Here is a 19874-nt window from a genome sequence, read left to right on the forward strand (position 1 = left end):
CCCTCGGCTCAGGTTATCTCCACGTTCCAGAAGCGCGGGATGCCGCCCAGCTGGGCCACACCGCGCAGGCTGCGCCGATACGCCATCGGCTGGAAGAATTGTCCCAGCGGAACATAGGGGACGTCGATCATCGCCCGTTCCTGCATTGCGCGCGCGATCGCCTGCTGCGATGCGAGATCGGGCGCCTCGAACCAGGCATCCCGCAGCCGCTCGAGCTCGGGGCTGTCCGGCCAGCCGACGAAACCCTGTGCGCCGTTGCCGCGGAGAACGAGATGGCCCGCCGGGTCGATGTGGTCGAGCCCGGCCCAGTTCGAGAAATAGGCGCTCCAGCCGCCGCGCGAGGGCGGCTCGCGCGAACCGAGGCGCCGCACCACGCTGCCCCAGTCCATCGCCTGTTCCTCGACGACAAGCCCGATCTTCCGCAGCATGTCGATGCCGACAGCGGAGAGGGCGGCGATCGCAGGCACATCGGTCGCGACCAGAACGACCACAGGTTCGCCGCGGTAGCCGCTCGCGGCAACGGCGCGGCGTGCCCGCTCGAGATCGAAGCGCATTGCCTCGAGCCCGGCTTCGGAGGCGAGCGGCGTTCCGGGCGTGAACACGCCCACCCCCGTCCGCCACAGCGACCGGTCGGTCCCCATCACCGCCTGCATGAAGTCGGCCTGGTTCACCGCGGGAAGGAGGGCGCGTCGGAGTGCGGGGTTGTCGAAGGGGGGCTGCAGGTGGTTGACGCGAAGCGTCGAGATGAACCCGAGCGGGTCGGGGATCTCCACCGCAACGGCCGCCTCGCGCCGCAGCGCGGGAAGGAGGTCGGGCGTCACCCTCTCCCACCAGTGGACCTCGCCCGAGCGCAGCGCGGCCGCGGCCGTCGCGGGATCGGGGATGATGGTCCACTCGACGCGGGAGATGCGCGCGCGCTTGCCGCCGGCGAGGAAGGAGGGGGGCTCCTCGCGCGGCACGTAGCCCTCGAAACGTTCGTAGACGACGCGCGCTCCGGGGACGAGCTCGTCGGCGCGGAACCGGAACGGTCCGGAGCCGATCACCTCGCCGGGCCCGAAGGGCTGGAACGGGTCGCGCGCCGCGATGCGCGCGGGCATGATGAAGGGGGCGAGGCTGCCCGGCTTGCCGAGCGCTGCCCGCATGTGCGCGAAGGGGCGCTTGAGCCGGATCGCGAAGCGCCGGTCGTCGAGCGCCGCCATCTCCTCGGCAAGAGCGGCGAGGCGCGAGCCGAAGGCATCGCGCTTGGCCCAGCGGGCGAGCGAGACGATCACGTCCTCCGCCCGGACCGGCTCGCCGTCGTGAAACCTGAGGCCCTCGCGCAGCGTGAAGGTCCAGCGCCGCCCCTCGTCCTCCACGCTCTCCCCCGCGACCATCTGCGGCCGCGGCGTGTAGCCCTCGTCGAGGGCGTAGAGCGTATCCCAGACGAGGAAGCCGTGGTTGCGGGTGATGTAGGCCGTCGAGGCGACAGGGTCGACCACGGAAAGGTTCGCATGCGGCACGAAGCGGAGCGGCCGAGCGGCCTGCGAGTGGGCGATCCGCGGGGCGGCGAGCGCCGCCGCCGCGACCCCGAGCAGCGACCGGCGGCGCATCAGACGCGCCTGACGTTGAGCGGAAGCACCATCCCCTTGAGCACGCCTGTGATGCTCCGCCGCCACGCCGAGGAGACGAAATACTGGCCGAGCGGCCAATAGGGAACGTCCTGCCAGAACTGCGCCTGAATACGCCGCGCGAGCGCCGCCTGCGCCTCCGCGGTCGGGGCGTCGAACCACTCGTCGCGCAGCGCCTCGAGCGCGGGGCTTGTGGGCCAGCCGAACCAGGCGCCCTCGCCGTTGCCGCGCAGCAGCAGATGCGCTCCGGGGTTCATCAGGTCAGCGCCGGCGAACAGCGCGACGACCGCGTTCCACCCGCCCTGGTCGGGCGGTTCCTTCTTCGCACGTCGCGCGAGCACTGTGCCCCAGTCCGACACCGCCGGCTCGACCACGAGCCCCGCCTTGCGCATCATGTCGATCGCGACCAGCGTGAGCGCGTTGTTGTTCGGCACGTCGGTCGGGTGAAGGAACACGACCTTCTCGCCTCGGTAGCCCGCTGCGGCCAGGGCCGCCTTCGCCGCGTCTACGCTTCGGGGGCCGGTCACGGCCTCGATGCCCTCGTCGTTGGCCATCGGCGAGGCGACCGGGAAGCAGCCCACGCCCTCACGCCACAGGCTCCTGTCCTGGCCCATGATCGAGGCCATGAAGTCGGACTGAACGATCGCAGGAAGAAGCGCGCGGCGACGCTCCGCCGTGTCGAAGGGGGGGTGCAGGTGGTTCGGCCTGAGCATCGCCTTGATGCCGGACCTGTCCACCACCTCGACAACGACCTCGCGGTGCCGCTGCAGCACGGGGCGGAGATCGGCCGTCACCTGCTCCCACCAATCCACCTCGCCTGCCTGGAGGGCGGCGGCGGCTGTGCCCGGGTCGGTGATGATGCGCCACTCCATCCGCTCGAAATGCGCAAGCTTCGGCCCGGCCGTCATCGAGGGCGTGCCTGCGCGCGGCACGTAGCGGGCGTAGCGCTCGTACACGACGAGCGCGCCGGGGACGCGCTCATCCGCCTTGAACCGGTACGGCCCCGAACCGATGATCTCGGTGATGGCGGTGGTGGGCGGCGTGCGCGCGAGCCGCTCGGGCATCACGAAGCACGGGTAGGACGAGGCCTTGCCGAGCGCTTCGAGCATCGGGCCGAAGGGCCGCGTCAGCCTGATCTCGAAGCGTCGATCATCGAGAACCGTCATCTCGGCGATGCGCCGCGCGAGCGTCTGGCCGTGCGTGTCGCGCGTCATCCAGCGGCGTATCGAGGCGACCGCATCCGCCGCGCGCACCTTCTCTCCGTCGTGGAAGGTCGGTCCCTCGCGCAGGGTGAAGGTCCAGCGCCGTCCCTCGTCCTCCACCACGTGCCCTTCGGCGAGCTGCGGGTGGGGGCGGAAGTTCTCGTCGAGGCCGTAGAGCGTGTCCCACACCATGTGGGCGTGGTTCCGCGTGATGTACCCGGTGGTGACCATCGGGTCGAGGATGGTCACGTCGGCCTGCGGAACGAAGCGCAGCACGCGTGCCGAGGCCGGCTGCGCGAGCGAAGGCGCCGCAAGCGGGGCGGCCGCAAGCGCCGCTCCCGCCTTCAGGACGTCACGCCGGCGCATCAGGCCGACCGACGCACGTTCCAGAACACCGGCACGCCGCCTGCCGCGATTGGGCCCGTGATCGCGCGGCGATAGGCGATCGGCTGGAAATACTGCCCGAGCGGGACGTAGGGCACGTCGATGAAGAGCTGGCGCTGCAGCTCGGCCGCGAGCGCCTTCTGCGCCTCGAGTGTGGGCGCCTCGAACCAGGCATCGCGGAGCTCCTCGAGCCGCGCGGAGGTCGGCCAGCCGATGAAGCCCGCCTCCCCCTGGCCGCGCAGCATGTGGTGCGAGGCGGGGTTCAGGTGGTCGAGCCCGGCCCAGAAGGTGAAGAACACGCTCCAGCCGCCGCGCTCGAGCGGCTCCTTCGAGGCGCGGCGCTGCACCACCGTGCCCCAGTCCATCGCCTGCTGGTCGAGGTTGAGGCCAAGCTCGCGGAACATCGCGCCCCCGACCTGCGAGAGAGCAACGAGGCTCGGCAGATCGGTGGTCGAGAGAAGAACCACGCGCTCGTTGTTGTAGCCCGACTCGCGGATCATCTGCCGCGCGAGTGCCGTGTCCTCCTTGAACACCTCGGCGATGCCCACATCGGTCGCGAGCGGGGTGCCAGGCGTGAAGGCGCCCACGCCCGTGCGGTACAGCCGCGGGTCGGTGCCGATCACCGCCTGCATGAAGTCCGCCTGCTTGACGGCGCGGATCAGCGCCTGGCGGAACTTCTGGTTGTTCATCGGCGGGTGGAGATGGTTCGGCCGCAACACGGCGATCAGGCCGAGCTGGTCCTGCACCTCGACGACGATGTTTCGGTTGCGCTCGAGCAGGCCGAGATAGTCGCCCGTCGGCTGTTCCCACCAGTCGATCTCTCCTGCCTGAAGGGCGGCGGCGGCGGTGGCCGCATCGGGGATCACCCGCCACTCGATGCGGTCGAAATGCACGACCTTCGGCCCGGCCGTAAAGGACGGCTCGCCGCCCTCGCGCGGGCGGTAGGCCGGGTTGCGCTCGTAGACGACGAGGCTGCCCGGGTTGAACTCGTCGCGCTTGAACCGGAACGGCCCCGAACCGATCATCTGCTCAGGCCGAAGCTGGGTGAACGGGTCGGTCGCCGCCACACGCTCGGGCATGATGAAGGGAACGTTCGAGGTGGGCTTCGCAAGCGCATCGAGCATCAGCGGGAAGGGCTTCGAGAGCCTGATCTCGAAGTTGCGGTCGCTGCGGGCGACATACTCGGTCACCACCGAGGCGAGCTTGGCGCCGAAGGCGTCGCGTGCGGTCCAGCGCTTGAGCGAGGCGATCACGTCGGCCGACCGCACCGGCTCGCCATCGTGGAAGGCGAGCCCCTCGCGCAGGGTGAAGACCCACGTCTTGCCGTCGTTCTCCACGCTGTGGCCCTCGACCATCTGCGGCTGCGGCCGGTACTGCGCATCGAGGCCGTAGAGCGTGTCCCACACGAGGAACCCGTGGTTTCGGGTGACATAGGCGGTGGTCCAGATCGGGTCCATCACCGTGAGGTTGGCGTGCGGCACGAAGCGGAGGGTGCGCGCCGCCGCGGGCTGGGCGATGGCGGGAGCGGCGAGGCCGGCGGTGGCAGCGGCACTGGCGGCGAGGAAGTGGCGTCGCTTCATGGTGATCCCCCAAGCGTCTCTGGTCGTGGCCTGGGGCGTAGCATGCTGCCTCAGGCGCGCCCCGTCCACTCCGCTTCGGGGTTCGGCGTGAGCAGCGGGGCGGCTCAGCCTGTCGCGGGCGGGCGGTGGCCAAAGACGGACGGCGGGTCGGCCGCGGTCTCGACCCAGACCGCCTTGGTGCGGGTGTAGGCGGCGAGCGCCTCCCTGCCCGAGGAACGGCCGATGCCGGAGGCGCCGAAGCCGCCAAAGGGCACGCTCACGTGGATGGTCCGGTAGCCGTTGACCCAGACAGTGCCGGCCTTGAGCCCCGCCGCGACCCGATGCGCGCGGCCGACATCCCGCGTCCACACCGCCCCGGCGAGGCCGAAGCGCGTGCCGTTGGCGAGGGCGACCGCCTCCTCCTCCGTCTCGAAGGGAAGGACGGCGAGCACCGGCCCGAACACCTCTTCTTGCGCGATCCGCATCACGGGAGCGACATCCGTCAGGATCGTCGGCGCGAGCCAGAACCCCCCCTCCGGCAGGCCGGAGGGCGCCGCCCCACCACAAGCGAGCCGCGCCCCCTCGGCAAGCCCGTCCGCGAGCATCGCCGTCACCTTCGCGTGCTGCCGGGCGTTCGCGATCGGCCCCATCTCCGTCGCCTCGTCGAGCGGAGGCCCGAGCCGGATCAGAGACGCCCCGGAAGCGACCGCCTCGAGGAACCGCTCCGCGATGCTCCGCTCGACGAGCAGGCGCGAGCCGGCGACACAGCTCTGGCCGCAGCCGGCGAAGATCGCTGCCTGGGCGCCGACCGCGGCGCGGTCGAGATCGGCGTCGGCGAAGACGATGTTGGCGCTCTTGCCGCCAAGCTCGAGCAGGGCGGGGATGCCGCGCGCCGCCGCAGCCGCCCCGACCGACGCCCCGGCTTCGGGGCTGCCGACGAACACGACCTGTGCAACCTCGCGGGCAGCGAGGAGTGCGGCGCCCGTGGTCGTGCCGAAACCGGGAACGACGGTCACGACCCCCTCCGGAACCCCCGCCTCAAGCGCGAGCTTCGCGAAGGCGAGCGAGGTCAGAGGCGAGAGCTCGGACGGCTTGAGGAGGCAGGCATTGCCGGCGGCAAGGATCGGGGCGACGTTCCAGCCGGCCGTGAACAGGGGTGCGTTCCAGGGGGTGATCGCGAGGATCACACCATAGGGCTCGTGGCGGACCGTGACGTGATGCGTCGTCGGCACCGGAACGACCCGGCCCTCCCACTTGTCCGCCCAGCCCGCCCAGTAGCGAAGCATGTCGGCCACAGCCGAGACCTCACGCCGCGTGTCGCGCAGGGGCTTGCCGGAGGCGGCGGCCTCGAGCCGGGCGAGCGGCTCGGCAGCGACCGCGACGCGCTCACCCCAGGCCCACAGCGCGCGGCCGCGCGCGGCGGGCGTGAGTGCGGCCCAGGCCAGGAACCCCCTGGCCGCGACCGCCGCCGCGCGCGCCGCGACCGCCCCCCCCGCATCGGCATAGGCGAGGATCGGCGCCCCGGTTGCGGGGTCGACGAGCGTGATCTCATCGCCCTCGCCCGGAACGATCCGGTCGCCGATCCAGGAGCCGGCCCTCGCCCCCTCGCCGAGGAGCGCGCCGAGGCAGCGGATCGCTTCGGCGCGCGACTCGAACGCCGCCATGCCGTCAGCCATCGCGCCACACCGTCTCGGCCACGTGGTTGAAGTCGGCCGCCTCCGGCACAGGGCTGTCCGCCCAAGCTCGGAACACCAACTCGGAGAGCGGTCCCGCCCCGCCTGTCGCGTCCGCAAGCGCTGCGGCGAGCCGGAGATCCTTGCGCATCAGCCCGGCCGTGAAGCCAGAGTCGAAGCTCCCGGAGAGGATCCAGCGCGGGAAGTTCACCTCTGTCGCCGCCGACCGCCCCGAGCCGCCGTTCACGGCCGCGAGGAGAGCGTCCGCCTCGACGCCCGCGCGCCTGCCAAGCCGGAGCGCCTCGGCAGCGGCAAGAAGGTGTGTGGCGACGAGCAGGTTGTTCACGATCTTCGCGACCGCTCCTGCCCCTGGGCCCCCGACATGCACGATCTTCGAGGCGATCGCTTCGAGCACCGGCCGGGCGCGGTCGAGCACGCCGGGGCTTCCGCCCGCCATCACCGTGAGCGTTCCCGCCGCCGCGCCTGCGGGGCCGCCGGAGACAGGCGCATCGACCCAGGCAAGCCCTGCTTCGGCGAAGCGCGGTGCGAGCCGTCGGGGCGTCTCGGGCGAGACGGTCGAGCAGTCCACCACCACCGCCCCGGGGGCGGGTCCAGCAGCGAGGACGGCCTCGGCTGCGGCGAGCACCGCCGTGTCGTGAGGCAGGCTGAGCAGCACCGCCTCGGCTCCGCGCGCGGCATCCTCGGCGAGAGCAAGCCCCTGGGCGGCGTCACGACGGTCGGGCGAGAGGTCCCACCCGGCCACCGCATGCCCCGCGCCCTGAAGCCGCCGCGCCATAGGCAGGCCCATCGCGCCGAGGCCGATCACCGCCACACGCATCAGATCACGAGCCCCCCACTGACATGGAGCACCTGTCCGGTGATGTACGACGCGTCCTCAGAAAGCAGGAAGGCGATCGCGGCGGCGACCTCTTCCGGCTCGCCGATCCGCCCGAGCGGGATCTCGGCCGCGACCGCGGCGAGGCGTTCGGGCGTCATCTGGCTGTGCCTGCCCGGGTCCTTGCGGATGAAGCCCGGGGCGACCGCGTTCACCGTCACGCCGCGCGGGGCGAGCTCGAGGGCGAGCGACCGGACCATCGCCTCGATCGCTGCCTTGGCGGCGGCCGAGGCCGGAAAGGCCTGGACACGGGGCCGGAACACATGCGCGACGAAGGAGGACACCGCCACGACCCTACCGCCGTGGCGAAGCGCCGGGAGCGCGGCACGGACAAGCCGGAAGAACCCCATCGCCATCGCCTCGATCGACGCCGCCATGGCGGCATCGTCGAGCGCGTCCCACGCCGTGCGGTCGGCGAAGCCGGCGTTCGCGACCAGCGAATCGAGCCGCCCGAACGCGTCGAGCGCGGCCTTGACGAGCGCTTCGCCCGAACCGGCGGCGGAGAGGTCGGCAAGCGCCGTCGACACCTCGGCGCCGGCGGAGCGGCAGGCCGAGGCGACCGCCTCGAGCCCCGCGGCATTGCCCCGCGTCGCGAGCAGGAGCGCAACGCCTGGGCCGGCGAGCCGCCGTGCGGTGGCCGCGCCGATGCCGCTCGCCGCTCCCGTCACCAGGACCGCCCGCGCCATCCTTGCCCCCTGCCCCGACGCCTCTGTCACCACAACGTCATGGTCACCACAACGTCATGGTCGCCCCCCACGCGGCCGGGCGATCGATCGGCTACAACAACCACGAACTCCATCGCCGGGCCAGAGCCGTGTTCACCGTCCTGCAGGTCTCAGACACCCACCTCTCGGCGCGAATCCCGCGCTTCAACGCCAACTGGGCGGTGGCGGCGCGGGTGCTCGCGATGGAAGCCGATTGCCTGATCGTCCATACGGGCGACGCCGCCCTCGACGGGCCGGACCACGAGGAGGACCTCGCCTTCGCCGCGCGTCTCCTGCGGTCTGGCCTCGGCCCCCAGGGGCAGCGTCTGCGCTGCACCCCTGGCAACCACGATGTCGGTGATCCACCCTCCCTGAAGCCGCGCCAGCCGGCGACGGACCGGCGCGTGGCCGCCCATGCCGCTGCTCTCGGTCCCGCCTCCTGGGTCGAGGATGTCTCGGGCTGGCGGCTGATCGGCCTCAACAGCCAGGTGCTCGGCAGCGGCACCGCAGCCGAGGCGGCGCAGCAGGCAATGCTCGCCGAGGCTCTCCTTACTCTCGGCGCGCGGCGGCTTGCGGTGTTCCTTCACAAGCCGCCCTTCCTCGATGATCCGCAGGAGCCCGTCTCCGGCTATTGGACCGTTCCGCCAGAGGAGAGGGCCGCGCTATCCCCCCTCTTCGATCACCCGAGCCTGAGGCTCGTCGCCAGCGGCCACCTCCACCTCGCGCGCATCATCCGCCGCGGCGATGTGGTGCACGCTTGGTGCCCGGCGACCAGTTTCCTGGTCGGCCCGGCGTTGCTGGCCGATCCCCATAGCGGGGCACGCACCCTCGGCTTGATGCGCCATCGTTTCCTCGAGGACGAGGTGGAGAGCGAGCTCGTGCCGCTCCCCGACGCCGAGCCGATCCTGTTCGACCCGATCGCCCACGAGATCTATCCGCCCGCTCCGGCCTGATCCCTGGCCGGCGTTGATCGCCCCTGCCCCGCATGCCACAAGCGCGCAGCGTGACGAGCGAGAGCAACACCAGCCCTGTGCCAGAGCGCCCACCGCCGCTCGAGGGCGGGGTCTTGTCCGCTGGGCTGCGCCGGCTGGTGGGCCAGGCGCTGCGCTTCGGAACGGTCGGGGCGATCGGCTTCGCGGTCGATACCGCGACGGTCTATGCGGCCCATTTCTTCGTCGGAGCCGACCTTCTCACCGCCGGAGCCATCGCCTATGTCGTCGCCGCGACGACCACCTGGGCGCTGAACCGGGTCTGGACCTTTGCTGACGCGCCGCGTGAGCGGCCCGCACAGCAATGGGCCCTGTTCCTCGCCGTTCAGCTCCTTGGCTTCGCCCTCAACCGCGGCACCTATGCCGCGCTGATCCTGTGGGTTCCCGTGGCCGCGTCCCATCCGGTGATCGCGGTCGCGGCAGGCTCGCTGGCCGGGATGGTGGTCAACTTCGTCACCGCCCGGGCGATCGTGTTCCGGTGACGTGATGTCGGCGGGGGCGACGACCGCGGAGGATCCTGCCCACGGCCTCGCCGTCGCCGTGCTCGTGCCGTGCCACAACGAGGAGGTGGCGATCGCGTCCGTTGTGGCGGGCTTCCGCGCCGCCCTGCCGCGCGCCACGATCTACGTCTACGACAACAACAGCCGCGACAACACCGCCGCCGCCGCCCGCGCCGCAGGGGCCGTGGTGCGAACCGAGCCGCTTCAGGGCAAGGGAAACGTGGTGCGGCGCATGTTCGCCGACATCGAGGCCGACATCTACGTTCTCGTCGATGGCGATGACACCTACGACCCCGCGGCCGCCCCGGCGATGGTTCGGCTGCTCGTCGAGAACCAGCTCGACATGGTCACCGGGGCGCGCGTGACCGAGATCGAGGCCGCCTATCGCCCTGGCCATCGCTTCGGCAACCGCGTGCTCACCGGGATCGTCGGCTGGATCTTCGGCAAGCGGGTGAGCGACATGCTCTCGGGCTACCGCGTGTTCTCCCGTCGCTTCGTCAAGAGCTTCCCCGCGCTTGCCGGCGGGTTCGAGACCGAGACCGAATTCACCGTGCATGCCCTCGAGCTGAGGATGCCGATCGGCGAGCTCCCGACGGCCTACAAGGAGCGTCCGCCCGGGAGCGTGAGCAAGCTGCGCACTTGGCAGGACGGCTTGCGGATCCTCCGAACCATCCTGGTCCTGGTGAAGGAGGAGCGTCCTCTCCCCTTCTTCTCGCTCGCCGGGGCGGTTCTGCTCGCGGCAGGGGTTGGCCTGTTCGTGCCGGTTCTCTTGGAATATCTCGCTACCGGGCTCGTTCCCCGGCTGCCGACGGCCGTTCTGTCCACGGGGCTTGTTCTCCTCTCCTTCCTCTCTTTCGCCTGCGGGCTGATCCTCGACACGGTCACGCATGGCCGGCGGGAGGCGAAGCGCATGGCCTATCTCGCGATCCCCGCGCCCGCTCCGCGATCGGGCCAGTCGACGCCCACGCCGGCGGGGCGTTGACCCGCCATGCCGTGCAGGGGGTGATCAGCACCCAGGCCGCCGAGGGCGCGGGCGCGACGAGCATCCCCTCGCCAGGACGCCACGAAGGAGACCACACGATGACCGACCGCCTGCCCGTCACCTTCTGCGATGGCATCCTCGAGGCGAACGTGCTGAACGGCGTGGTGCGGATCACGCTCGGCGAGGCGCGGGCGGACGGCAAGCCCGTCCCGTGTGGGCTGCTCGTCCTGCCGCTTGCGCAGCTTCCGGGGGTTGCGAACGCGCTCGCCCAGCTCGTCACGCAAGTGCAGGAGAAGCTGCGCGACGCCGCCTCCCGGCCTGCCGCCGCACCCCCGGCTGGCGGCGGCGTGACCTCGGCCGGTGCGCGGCCGGCGGCCTCCGCCGCGTCCTGAACGACCCTGCGGGCGGGGCCCTCCCTCAGCGATAGCCGTGCGGGTTCCGCTGCCGCCAGGCCCAGGCATGGGCGATGATCGTCTCGAGCGCCGGGAAGCGTGGCCGCCAGCCGAGCTCACGCCTGATCCGGTCGCTCGCGGCGATCAGGACGGCAGGGTCACCCTCCCGGCGCGGCCCGATCGTGTGCGGAACGGAACGCCCGGTCACCGCCTCGGCGGCGGCGATCACCTCCCGCACCGAGTGGCCCGTTCCGGTGCCGAGATTGTAGCGCACGCTGCGTGTTCGCAGCGGTTCGAGCACGGCGAGATGGGCCGTCGCGAGATCGGCGACGTGGATGTAGTCGCGGATGCAGGTGCCATCCGGCGTGGGGTAGTCGTCGCCGAACACGATGAGCGGCGGCCTTCGCCCGGCGGCGGCATCGAGCACGAGCGGGATCAGGTGCGTCTCCGGCCGGTGGTCCTCTCCCGCCTCGCCGTCTGGGTCTGCTCCGGCGGCGTTGAAGTAGCGCAGGCAGGCTGACCGAAGCCCGTGGATGCGGTCGGCCCAGAAAAGAAGCCGCTCGAGCATCGCCTTGCTCTCGCCGTAGGGAGAGCCCGGGATGATCGCCTCGTCCTCGTCGATCGGGATTTTCGCCGGCTCGGAGAACAGGTTGGCGGTTGAGGACAGGACGAGCCGCGCCACGCGGTGGCGGATGCAGGCCTCGACCAGAGCGGCGCCGCCGGCGACGTTCGCGGCGATATAGCGCACCGGCTCGCGCATCGACTCGCCGACAAGGGTGAGCGAGGCGAAGTGGAACACCGCCTCGAACGGCCCTTCGGCGAAGGCGCGGCCGAGAGCGTCGGGGTCAGCGACCGAGCCGTGGACGAGCCGGGCCCCTTTCGGCACGGCGGCCTCATGACCGGTCGAGAGGTCGTCGAGCACGGTGACGGAGGCGCCGCCGCGCAGAAGCGCGAGGACGAGATGGCTACCGACGAAGCCCGCGCCTCCCGTCACGAGGTATCGCTGCGACATGCGTCCGCTCCTTATCACAGTCAGTCCGGAGGGTCGCGCCGCCCTCGCCGACTCTGCGGGAAGACGGCACGAAGTGAGGGCGGCGGGGCCGCCGAGAGTGAAGCGACGCCCTGCGCCCGGCAACGTCCTGCCCAGAGAGTCGGCGCGCTGCCTCGCGCGCAGGCAGGGCTTTTCGCCGACCATGGTGCCGTGACGGCTGCTGCGCTGGCGCGTCGCTTGCTACACAGTGATGCAGTGACGGCCGAAGCGCATCCTCGTGGGCAAGAGCCCTGGCCGCAGCAACCGCCATTCGGGAGAGAACGGATGAAGACACGCTATGTGATCGACCGCCGGAGGCTTGGGCGACGCGCTATCCTTGGGGTCGCCGCCGGCTCGGCGCTCGTTGCCGTGCCGGGCGCACGCGGCATCCGCGCCCAGACGCTCGATCGTGTGACTTTCCAGACCAACTGGCGCGCCCAGGCCGAACACGGCGGCTACTACCAAGCGGTCGCCGCAGGGATCTACCGTCGCTATGGCATCGAGTGCGATCTCAGGATGGGAGGGCCGCAGCAGAACCCCGCCCAGCTGCTCGTCGCCGGGCGGGTGGACATGATCATGTCCAACGGCTTCCAGGCGCTGAACTACGTGCGCGAGAACATCCCCTTCCTCACCATTGCCGCGATCTTCCAGAAGGATCCGCAGATCCTGATGACGCACGAGGGCAACGGAATCGAACGCTTCGAGGACATGCGCGGGCGGCCGATCCTGGTCGGCGCCGCCGGGCGCGTCACCTACTGGCCGTTCCTGCGCGCGCGCTTCGGCTTCACCGACGAGCAGATCCGCCCCTACACCTTCAACCTCGGCCCCTTCCTGCAGGACAGGATGGCGATCCAGCAGGGGTTCCTGTCCTCCGAGCCCTTCGCCGCGCGCGAGGCCGGCGCCAACCCGCGCGTGTTTCTGATTGCCGATGCCGGCTACGAGAACTACCAGACGACGATCGACATCTCGCGCCGGATGATGACGGAACGGCGCGACCTCGTGCAGCGCTTCGTCAACGCGACGATCGAGGGCTGGGCACAGTACATCCGGAGGCAGGACATCGGCGCCGCCAACGCCCTGATCATGCGCGACAACCCGGAGATGACCCAGGCCAAAATCGACTATGCGATCGAGTCGATGAACCGAAACGGCATCGTCCTCTCCGGCGATGCCGAGCGCCTCGGTATCGGCGCGATGACGGAAGAGCGCTGGAACCGCTTCTACGACACGATGGTCGCAGCCGGCGTCTATCCCCCGGGGCTCGCGTGGCGCAACGCCTTCAGCCTCGATTTCGTCAACAAGCGGGTCGGCCTCTGATGGACGGGGGCAGCGGGGAGCGCGCCGCTCCGCTGCTTTCCCGACCGCTTGTCTCGCTGCGCGGTGTCGCGAAGCGCTACGACAGCGGAACGGTTGCGCTCCAGGGCGTCGACCTTGACATCGGCCGGGGAGATTTCCTCGCCCTCCTCGGCCCCTCGGGCTGCGGAAAGTCGACGCTGCTTCGGATCATCGCAGGCCTTGCGTCGCCTTCTTCCGGCACGCTCGCCTGGCCGGCCGCGGCGCAGGATCAGCGCGGGCCGACGCTGCCGCGGCTCGGCTTCGTGTTCCAGGAGCCGACGCTGATGCCCTGGGCGACCGCGCTCGCCAACGCCGCTCTTCCGCTCCGCCTCGAAGGGGTCGCGCGATCGGAGCGCGAGGCGCGCGCGGCGGAGGCGCTCAAGCGCGTCGGTCTCGCCGGCTTCGAACGCGCCTACCCGCGCGCTCTGTCGGGCGGGATGAAGATGCGCGTCTCGATCGCGCGCGCCCTCGTCACCCGGCCCGACATCCTGCTGATGGACGAGCCCTTCGCCGCGCTCGACGAGATCACCCGCTTCCGCCTCAACAATGACCTGTTGGAGATCTGGCAGGAGGCCGGCTTCACCGTGGTGTTCGTCACCCACTCCGTGTTCGAGAGCGTCTATCTCTCCCGGCGGATCGCGGTGATGGCGTCGCGGCCGGGGCGGATCGAAACCGAGATCACCGTCCCGGCCCCCTATCCGCGCGGCGACGGCTTCCGCACCTCGTCCGACTACGCCGCGATCTGCCGAACCGTCAGCCTCGCGCTTGCCGGGGCGATCGCCGCCTGAGACAGCGATGACCCTTGCCCCTGACGAAGCCCCACGCCCCGTCGCCGCCCGACGCGTGTTCTTCCTCCCCGCCGGGACTTGGCCGCGGATCCTGATGCCGCTTTTCATCGGCGCCCTGTCGCTCGGCGCCTGGGAGTGGGCGGTGCGCGCCTACGAGGTGCCCCACTACATCCTGCCCTCGCCCTCGCTGATCTGGGCCACACTGCTTCGCGACTGGGGCTCGCTCTCCGTCTCGCTCTGGATCACGCTTCGGATCACCTTCGCCGCGCTCGCCGTCGCGGCCGCGCTCGGGCTTCTGCTCGCCGTCCTTTTCGCGCAGTCGAAATGGATCGAGCTGTCGCTCTTTCCCTATGCGGTGATCCTGCAGGTCACCCCGATCGTCGCGATCGCGCCCTTGATCATCATCTGGGTCGAGGACATCCGGATCGCGCTCCTGATCTGCGCCTGGATCGTCGCCTTCTTCCCGATCCTCTCCAACACCACACTCGGGCTCAACAGCGTTGACCACAACCTCGCCGACCTGTTCCGGCTCTATCGCGCGAGTCGGCTTCAGGCGCTTCTTCTCCTCAGGTTGCCGGCGGCGATGCCGTTCTTCCTTGGGGGCCTCAGGATCTCGGGAGGGCTCGCCCTGATCGGCGCGATCGTCGCCGAGTTCGTCGCCGGAACGGGAGGGCGCGCCTCCGGCCTCGCCTATCGAATCCTCGAGGCGGGGTATCAGCTTCAGATCCCGCGCATGTTCGCCGCTCTGGTCCTGATCTGCATCACCGGAATCGCGATCTTTCTCTCGCTCGGGCTGGTCCAGCACCTGATGCTCCGCCACTGGCACGAGAGCGCGATGCGCCGGGAGGGGTGATTCGATGTGGGCCGCGATCCCTGACCTGCCCGATTTCTGGCTGCGCAACGCCACGCTCGCCGACGGCAGAGGGGCCGATCTGCGAATCACCCACGGAACAATCGTTGCCCTCGCTCCCCGGGGCACGGCGCCCGAGGGGGTCGATCTCCGCGGCGGCATGGTGCTTCCCTGCTTCACGGATGTGCACACCCATCTCGACAAGGGGCATATCTGGCCGCGCTGCCCGAACCCCGACGGAACCTTTCTTGGCGCCATCACCGCGGTGATGGGAGATCGCGAGCGGCATTGGTCGGCCGACGACATGGAGGATCGGTTCCGCTTCGGGCTCCGCTGTTCCTATGCCCATGGAACGTCCGCGATCCGCACCCATCTCGATACCTATCTTCCACACGCCCACGAGGCTTGGGCTGTGTTCGCGCGGCTGCGGAACGAGTGGTCGGGTCGGATCGCGCTCCAGGCTGTCTCGATCTGCCCGATCGACCGTTTCGCCGGCGATGAGGGAAGGGAGATCGCCGACCTCGTCGCCCGTCACGGCGGCATCCTCGGCTTCGTGACACGCTTCACCGGAGAGGGCCATGGCGCGATCCCGGCCGGATTCCAGGACCTGCTCGACCACTGCTTCGCGCTGGCGGAGGCGCGCGGGCTCGACCTCGACCTGCACGTCGACGAGAGCGGCGAGACGGAAGCCGCCACCCTGCCGATCATCGCGCGGACTGCCCTGCGCCGGCGGTTCAAGGGGCAGATCCAGGTCGGCCACATCTGCTCGCTCTCGCTGCAGCGGGAGGAGGCGATCGCCGAGACGATACGCCTCGTGCGGGAGGCAGGCATACGGGTGGTGTCACTGCCGATGTGTAACATGTACCTGCAAGGCAGGGCGCGCGGCGCCACGCCGCGCTGGCGCGGCATCACGCTCCTGCACGAGCTCGCCGCCGCCGGTGTGCCCGTCTCCGTCGCCTCCGACAACTGCCGTGACCCGTTCTATCCGTTCGGGGATCACGACATGCTCGAGGTATTCCGCGAGGCGGTGCGCATCGCCCATCTCGACCACCCGGTGGAGCCGTGGTTCGCCGCCGTGAGCGCCACGCCTGCCGCCGCGATGGGGCGCGAGGCGTCGATCCGCGAAGGGGCGGCGGCCGATCTCGTGCTTCTGCGCGCGCGGGCCTGGCACGAGGCACTGTCGCGCCACCAGGCGGACCGCGTCGTGCTCCGGCGGGGGCGCGTGATCGACACCACGCTCCCTGACTATGCCGAGCTCGACGCTCTCGTCACCGGACCCAGGAGCTGAAATGCGCCGCGACGCGCGACCGGAACGCCTCGAGCGCGGCCTGAGGCCTCTGGTCCATCCGCGTCAGCGACAGCCAATCGAGCGTGCAGCCGCGGGCGCACAGGCGCCTGAGCCCGCGGCCAAGGAGCTTCCGGTCGGGCCGGCCGATCAGCCACAGGAGCCAGGACGGCGAGCCATAGGTGGTCACCACCGCGAGGCGTCGGATGTTGGTCAGAAGCGGCTCGATCGCGCCCGGGCCGAGCCGGAACGCGACGCCGGGCACCCACACCCGGTCGAACCAGCCCTTGAGCATCGCGGGCATGCCGTACCACCAGGTGGGATAGACGAGCACGAGCGCCTCCGCCGCACGAAGCAGCGCCACATGCCGCTCCACACCCGCGAGGTTCTCGCCTTCCGCGTGATACCGCGCCCGTTCCTCGGCATCGAGCGCGGGGCGGAAGCCCTCGGCATAGAGATCGACGAGATCGACCGCGTGTCCCGCCTTGCCGAGGCCGTTCACCACCGCGTCGCGCAGAGCGGCGTTGAAGCTGTCGCCGCGCGGATGGCAATAGACCACGAGCACCCTCATCGGAGAGGCCCATGATCGTCGCACGCACCGCCGCTGACCTTCGCGGCTACAAGATCAGCGAGACGGACACGAACTGGTTCGCCTGCCTGCTCGACCCCTCGGACGGCGTCTCCTTCACCCTGGTGGTGGAGATCTTCGCCCCCGGCGGTGCGACGCCGCCGAACAGCCACGCGGCAGCGTCCGAGGCCTTCGTGGTCCTGCGCGGCGAGGGCGAGGCGCAGGTGGGTGGAAGGACGATCCCGCTTCGCGCCGGAAGCGTGCTCGCCGTGCCGCCCGGCACCGAGCATGTCGTCGCCAACACGGGCTCCGGCCGCCTCTACTGTCTGACGCTGATGGTGCCGGACGAGAACTTCGCCGCCCTGATCCGGAACGGCGTACCGCACCCGCTCGACGAGGAGGACCTCGCGGTGCTCACGGGGCGCAGCTGAGCGACGCATGGCTCAGCCCGCCGCCTCGAACAGGTGCACGCCGTCGCGTGGCGTCCAGTCCGGGTTCTCCCAGGCGAGCATCTTGCCGGGGTTGAGAAGCCCGTGCGGATCGGCCTCGCGCTTGAACGCGAGCTGCAGCGTGTCGACCTTCTTCATCCCCCCCTCCTCGAGCGTGAAGGCGTGCGGGTTGAAGATCGGGCAGCCCGCGGCCTCGTGCGCGGCAATGATCTCGGCAAGACGCGCCTCGGTGGTGAAGCGCACGAGCTGAAGGCCGAAGCAGCACACCTCGCCGCCGAACTTCACGAACTCGAGGTGCATCGGCACCTCGTCGCCGAACCGCTCAGCCATCTCGGCGACCTTGGCGAGGTGGCTGGGGGGCGGGAACAGCGTCTGGAGGTAGGTGATGCTTCGGTCGGTCTTCAGCGCCTGCAAGGTCGTGTGGTTCCAGGAATATTCGTAGAGCGGAACGTCCGCGGCCTCCGTTTCGCGGCGGTAGAGTTCCGTGCCGCCATAAGCGGCAAGCAGGCCCGGAACGAGATCGAGGAACGGCTCGGCGACCATCAGCAGCACAACGGCCACGCCGTCCGGGATCACCCCCTCGAAGGCCTTGAAGTAGCGCTGCGGCACCGGCGCATCGATCACCGAGACGAGCTTCTTGACGATCCCGTCCTGGCGCGTGAAGCCGTCGGCGAAGCGCGCTGCCGCCTCGAGGGTCGGAAAGCCCGCGATCAGGTCCACCCAGGTCCAGGCGGGAGCGAGCGGCATCTCCACCTCGGTGATGATGCCGTTCGTTCCGTAGGCGTGGTTCGCCTTCTGGATGTCGGGGCCGCGGAGTTCGAGCACGCGCGGGCTCTCCTCCATCGTCATCAGCCTGAGCCCGAGGATGTTCCCGGGCTCGCGCAGGATTCCCCAGGTGCAGGACCCGATGCCTGAGGAGCCGCCGGCGATGAAGCCGCCGATCGTCGCGGTGCGGCGTGTGGAGGGGTGGAAGCGAAGCTCACCGCCAACGGAGGCGCGGGTCACCGCGTCGATCTCGCCGAGTTTCGCGCCGCACTGGGCGCGCACCACGCCGGGCTTCGCCCAGAGCACGCGGTCAAGCCCGGAGAGATCAAGCACGATGCCGCCGCAGAGCGGCATGGCCTGGCCGTAGTTCCCGGTTCCTGCCCCGCGCGGGGTGACAGGGGTGCGGTGGCGGACGCAGGCCGCGAGCACGCGCGCAAGCTCATCCTCCGAGCGCGGGCTCACCACCGCCTCCGCCGTCAGCTTGTCGAGCTGCCGCTTCAGCACCGGCGAATACCAGAAGAAGTCGCGGCTCTTCTGCCGCACAAGAGCCCGGTCGGTCTCGGCGGGGATGTCCTGAAGCTCCGAAAGCAACGCTTCGATGCCGCTCATTCCGCCGCCTCCTGCCCGGAAAGTGGCCTGAAACTCGACATCTTGCCCGGGTTGAGCAGGCCGAAGGGATCGACCTCGCGCTTGAAGGCAAGACGGTCAGCGGCCACAAGCTTCCACCGCGCACCTTCCTCGAGCGTGCACACATGCGGGTTCGCGACCGCAACCCCCTCCGCCTCGCACGCGGCGATGATCTCGGCGAGGCGCTCGGGCGTGGTCCAGCGCAGGAGCGGCAGCCCGCTCATCGTCACCTGCCCGCCGAAGCGCGCGACCTCGGTGTGCATCATGAGTTCGTCTGCGAAACGCTCGCGGAGGCGAGCGAGCGTCTCGAGCGTCCGGCCGACCGGGAAGAGGCATTGGAGGTAGGTGACGCCCTTGTCGCGCTTGAGCACGTGCAGCGTTGTGTGGTTCCAGGTGTATTCGTAGAAGGGCGTGAGTTCGGGGGAGGCTTCGGCGGCGGCGAAATCCTGCTCCGCCTCGATTTCGCCGGCATGCTCGGCGGCGAGCTCCGCCACCGCTCCCATCGCGCCTGCGCCGACCATCGCGAGAACGATCGGCCGGCCTTGGGGGAGGAGCTCGGCAAGCCCGGTGAAGAACGACGGCAGCGGCCAGTCGATCACCGCGCACATCTTCTTCGGAATGCCGTCGGCGAGGCCGAGCGCGAGGCCGAAGGCGGCCGCCGCGGGGAAGTCGGGGAAGCTCACGGCGATGTCGCGCCAAGCCATTGCGGGGGCGAGCGGAAGCCGAACCCGCGTGATCACGCCGGTCGTCCCGAAGGCGTGGTTGGCGGGTGCCGCCTTGCCCCAGGAGAGATCGATCAGCCTCGGCTTCGGCTCCATCGTCGCGATCGTGACGCCAGCGAGATTGCCCCGTTCACGTAAGGTTCCGTGCGTGATCCCACCCACCCCTGCGCCGCCGCCGGCGACGAACCCGCCCACCGTCGCCGTGCGCTTGGTCGAAGGCCACAGCCGAAGCTCCCATCCCTGCTGCCGCGCCCAGGCATCGACCTGCAGAAGCGTCGCCCCCGCCTGCACCTCGGCCACCCCGTCCGCGAAGGACAGGATCCGGTCCATACCCGTCATGTCGAGAATGGCGCCGCCCGCAAGTGGAACGGCTTGGCCGTAGTTCCCCGTCCCTCCCCCTCGCGGCACCACGGGGATCCGGTGCCGCACGCAGGCGGCGAGCACGGCGAGCACCTCCGCCTCGTCGCTCGGGCGGATCACCACCTCGCCACGCTTGCCCTCGAGCAGCGTCTTGAGCACCGGGCTCTACCAGAAAAAGTCCCGGCTCTTGAGCCTGACGATCGCTGGG

General features: G+C 70.4%; 19 protein-coding genes. 9 read left to right on the forward strand and 10 right to left on the reverse strand.

Annotation, left to right across the window (positions count from 1 at the left end):
* Positions 1-8: 8 nt before the first annotated feature.
* The 6 genes from KO353_RS02465 to KO353_RS02490 all read right to left on the reverse strand — a co-directional run bounded on the left by KO353_RS02465 (position 9) and on the right by KO353_RS02490 (position 8006).
* A complete protein-coding gene (locus KO353_RS02465) occupies positions 9-1589 on the reverse strand; it encodes an ABC transporter substrate-binding protein (RefSeq protein ID WP_218286191.1) in 1581 nt (526 codons plus the stop codon).
* Positions 1589-3175, reverse strand: a complete 1587-nt coding sequence (locus tag KO353_RS02470) for an ABC transporter substrate-binding protein (protein WP_218286192.1) — start codon at positions 3173-3175, stop codon at positions 1589-1591. The genes KO353_RS02465 and KO353_RS02470 overlap by 1 nt, the downstream gene beginning before the upstream one ends.
* A complete protein-coding gene (locus KO353_RS02475) occupies positions 3175-4773 on the reverse strand; it encodes an ABC transporter substrate-binding protein (RefSeq protein WP_218286193.1) in 1599 nt (532 codons plus the stop codon). Before KO353_RS02475 ends, KO353_RS02470 begins: the two co-directional genes overlap by 1 nt.
* Positions 4774-4877: 104 nt before the next feature.
* Entirely contained in the window at positions 4878-6416 is a 1539-nt protein-coding gene (locus tag KO353_RS02480) for an aldehyde dehydrogenase family protein (RefSeq protein ID WP_218286194.1), read from the reverse strand.
* 4 nt (positions 6417-6420) lie between these two features.
* Positions 6421-7263: an NAD(P)-dependent oxidoreductase gene (locus KO353_RS02485; RefSeq protein ID WP_218286195.1), complete on the reverse strand. Its 843-nt coding sequence runs from the start codon at positions 7261-7263 to the stop codon at positions 6421-6423.
* Positions 7263-8006, reverse strand: coding sequence for an SDR family NAD(P)-dependent oxidoreductase (locus KO353_RS02490; protein WP_218286196.1), 744 nt, complete (start codon positions 8004-8006; stop codon positions 7263-7265). The genes KO353_RS02485 and KO353_RS02490 overlap by 1 nt, the downstream gene beginning before the upstream one ends.
* A 56-nt stretch (positions 8007-8062) precedes the next feature.
* On the opposite strand from KO353_RS02490, the gene KO353_RS02495 reads away from it, so the two are divergent.
* The 4 genes from KO353_RS02495 to KO353_RS02510 all read left to right on the forward strand — a co-directional run bounded on the left by KO353_RS02495 (position 8063) and on the right by KO353_RS02510 (position 10887).
* Positions 8063-8977, forward strand: a complete 915-nt coding sequence (locus KO353_RS02495) for a metallophosphoesterase family protein (protein WP_218286197.1) — start codon at positions 8063-8065, stop codon at positions 8975-8977.
* 50 nt (positions 8978-9027) lie between these two features.
* Positions 9028-9495: a GtrA family protein gene (locus KO353_RS02500; protein ID WP_235691991.1), complete on the forward strand. Its 468-nt coding sequence runs from the start codon at positions 9028-9030 to the stop codon at positions 9493-9495.
* A gap of 4 nt (positions 9496-9499) precedes the next feature.
* Positions 9500-10495: a glycosyltransferase family 2 protein gene (locus tag KO353_RS02505; protein WP_218286199.1), complete on the forward strand. Its 996-nt coding sequence runs from the start codon at positions 9500-9502 to the stop codon at positions 10493-10495.
* 98 nt (positions 10496-10593) lie between these two features.
* Positions 10594-10887, forward strand: a complete 294-nt coding sequence (locus tag KO353_RS02510) for a hypothetical protein (RefSeq protein ID WP_218286200.1) — start codon at positions 10594-10596, stop codon at positions 10885-10887.
* Positions 10888-10912: 25 nt separating this feature from the next.
* On the opposite strand, the gene galE is transcribed toward KO353_RS02510, so the two are convergent.
* Positions 10913-11899, reverse strand: coding sequence for a UDP-glucose 4-epimerase GalE (galE, locus tag KO353_RS02515; RefSeq protein WP_218286201.1), 987 nt, complete (start codon positions 11897-11899; stop codon positions 10913-10915).
* 303 nt (positions 11900-12202) lie between these two features.
* Between galE and KO353_RS02520 the strand changes: the two genes are divergently transcribed.
* From KO353_RS02520 to KO353_RS02535, 4 genes are read left to right on the forward strand one after another with little or no spacing between them, the layout of a single operon-like run.
* Complete coding sequence (locus KO353_RS02520; protein ID WP_218286202.1) at positions 12203-13234, forward strand: ABC transporter substrate-binding protein; 1032 nt, start codon at positions 12203-12205, stop codon at positions 13232-13234.
* Positions 13234-14040 carry an ABC transporter ATP-binding protein gene (locus tag KO353_RS02525; protein WP_218286203.1) on the forward strand — a complete coding sequence of 269 codons (807 nt, stop codon included), beginning with the start codon at positions 13234-13236 and terminating at the stop codon, positions 14038-14040. Before KO353_RS02520 ends, KO353_RS02525 begins: the two co-directional genes overlap by 1 nt.
* 7 nt (positions 14041-14047) lie before the next feature.
* Positions 14048-14893, forward strand: a complete 846-nt coding sequence (locus KO353_RS02530; protein ID WP_218286204.1) for an ABC transporter permease — start codon at positions 14048-14050, stop codon at positions 14891-14893.
* 4 nt (positions 14894-14897) lie between these two features.
* Positions 14898-16178, forward strand: a complete 1281-nt coding sequence (locus KO353_RS02535; RefSeq protein ID WP_218286205.1) for a cytosine deaminase — start codon at positions 14898-14900, stop codon at positions 16176-16178.
* Here the strand turns inward: KO353_RS02535 and KO353_RS02540 are convergent.
* Positions 16159-16746: an NAD(P)H-dependent oxidoreductase gene (locus KO353_RS02540; protein ID WP_218286206.1), complete on the reverse strand. Its 588-nt coding sequence runs from the start codon at positions 16744-16746 to the stop codon at positions 16159-16161. The two genes, KO353_RS02535 and KO353_RS02540, sit on opposite strands and share 20 nt — an antisense overlap.
* Positions 16747-16757: 11 nt before the next feature.
* Here KO353_RS02540 and KO353_RS02545 point away from each other — a divergent pair, with 11 nt between their 5' ends.
* Positions 16758-17174 carry a cupin domain-containing protein gene (locus tag KO353_RS02545; protein ID WP_218286207.1) on the forward strand — a complete coding sequence of 139 codons (417 nt, stop codon included), beginning with the start codon at positions 16758-16760 and terminating at the stop codon, positions 17172-17174.
* A gap of 12 nt (positions 17175-17186) precedes the next feature.
* Here the strand turns inward: KO353_RS02545 and KO353_RS02550 are convergent, their stop codons facing one another.
* Positions 17187-18566, reverse strand: coding sequence for an FAD-binding oxidoreductase (locus KO353_RS02550; protein WP_218286208.1), 1380 nt, complete (start codon positions 18564-18566; stop codon positions 17187-17189).
* Entirely contained in the window at positions 18563-19825 is a 1263-nt protein-coding gene (locus tag KO353_RS02555; protein WP_218286209.1) for an FAD-binding oxidoreductase, read from the reverse strand. Before KO353_RS02555 ends, KO353_RS02550 begins: the two co-directional genes overlap by 4 nt.
* Positions 19826-19874: the final 49 nt, after the last annotated feature.

The sequence above is a fragment of the Elioraea tepida genome (genome assembly GCF_019203965.1).
GTDB classification, from domain to species: Bacteria; Pseudomonadota; Alphaproteobacteria; order Acetobacterales; family Acetobacteraceae; genus Elioraea_A; species Elioraea_A tepida.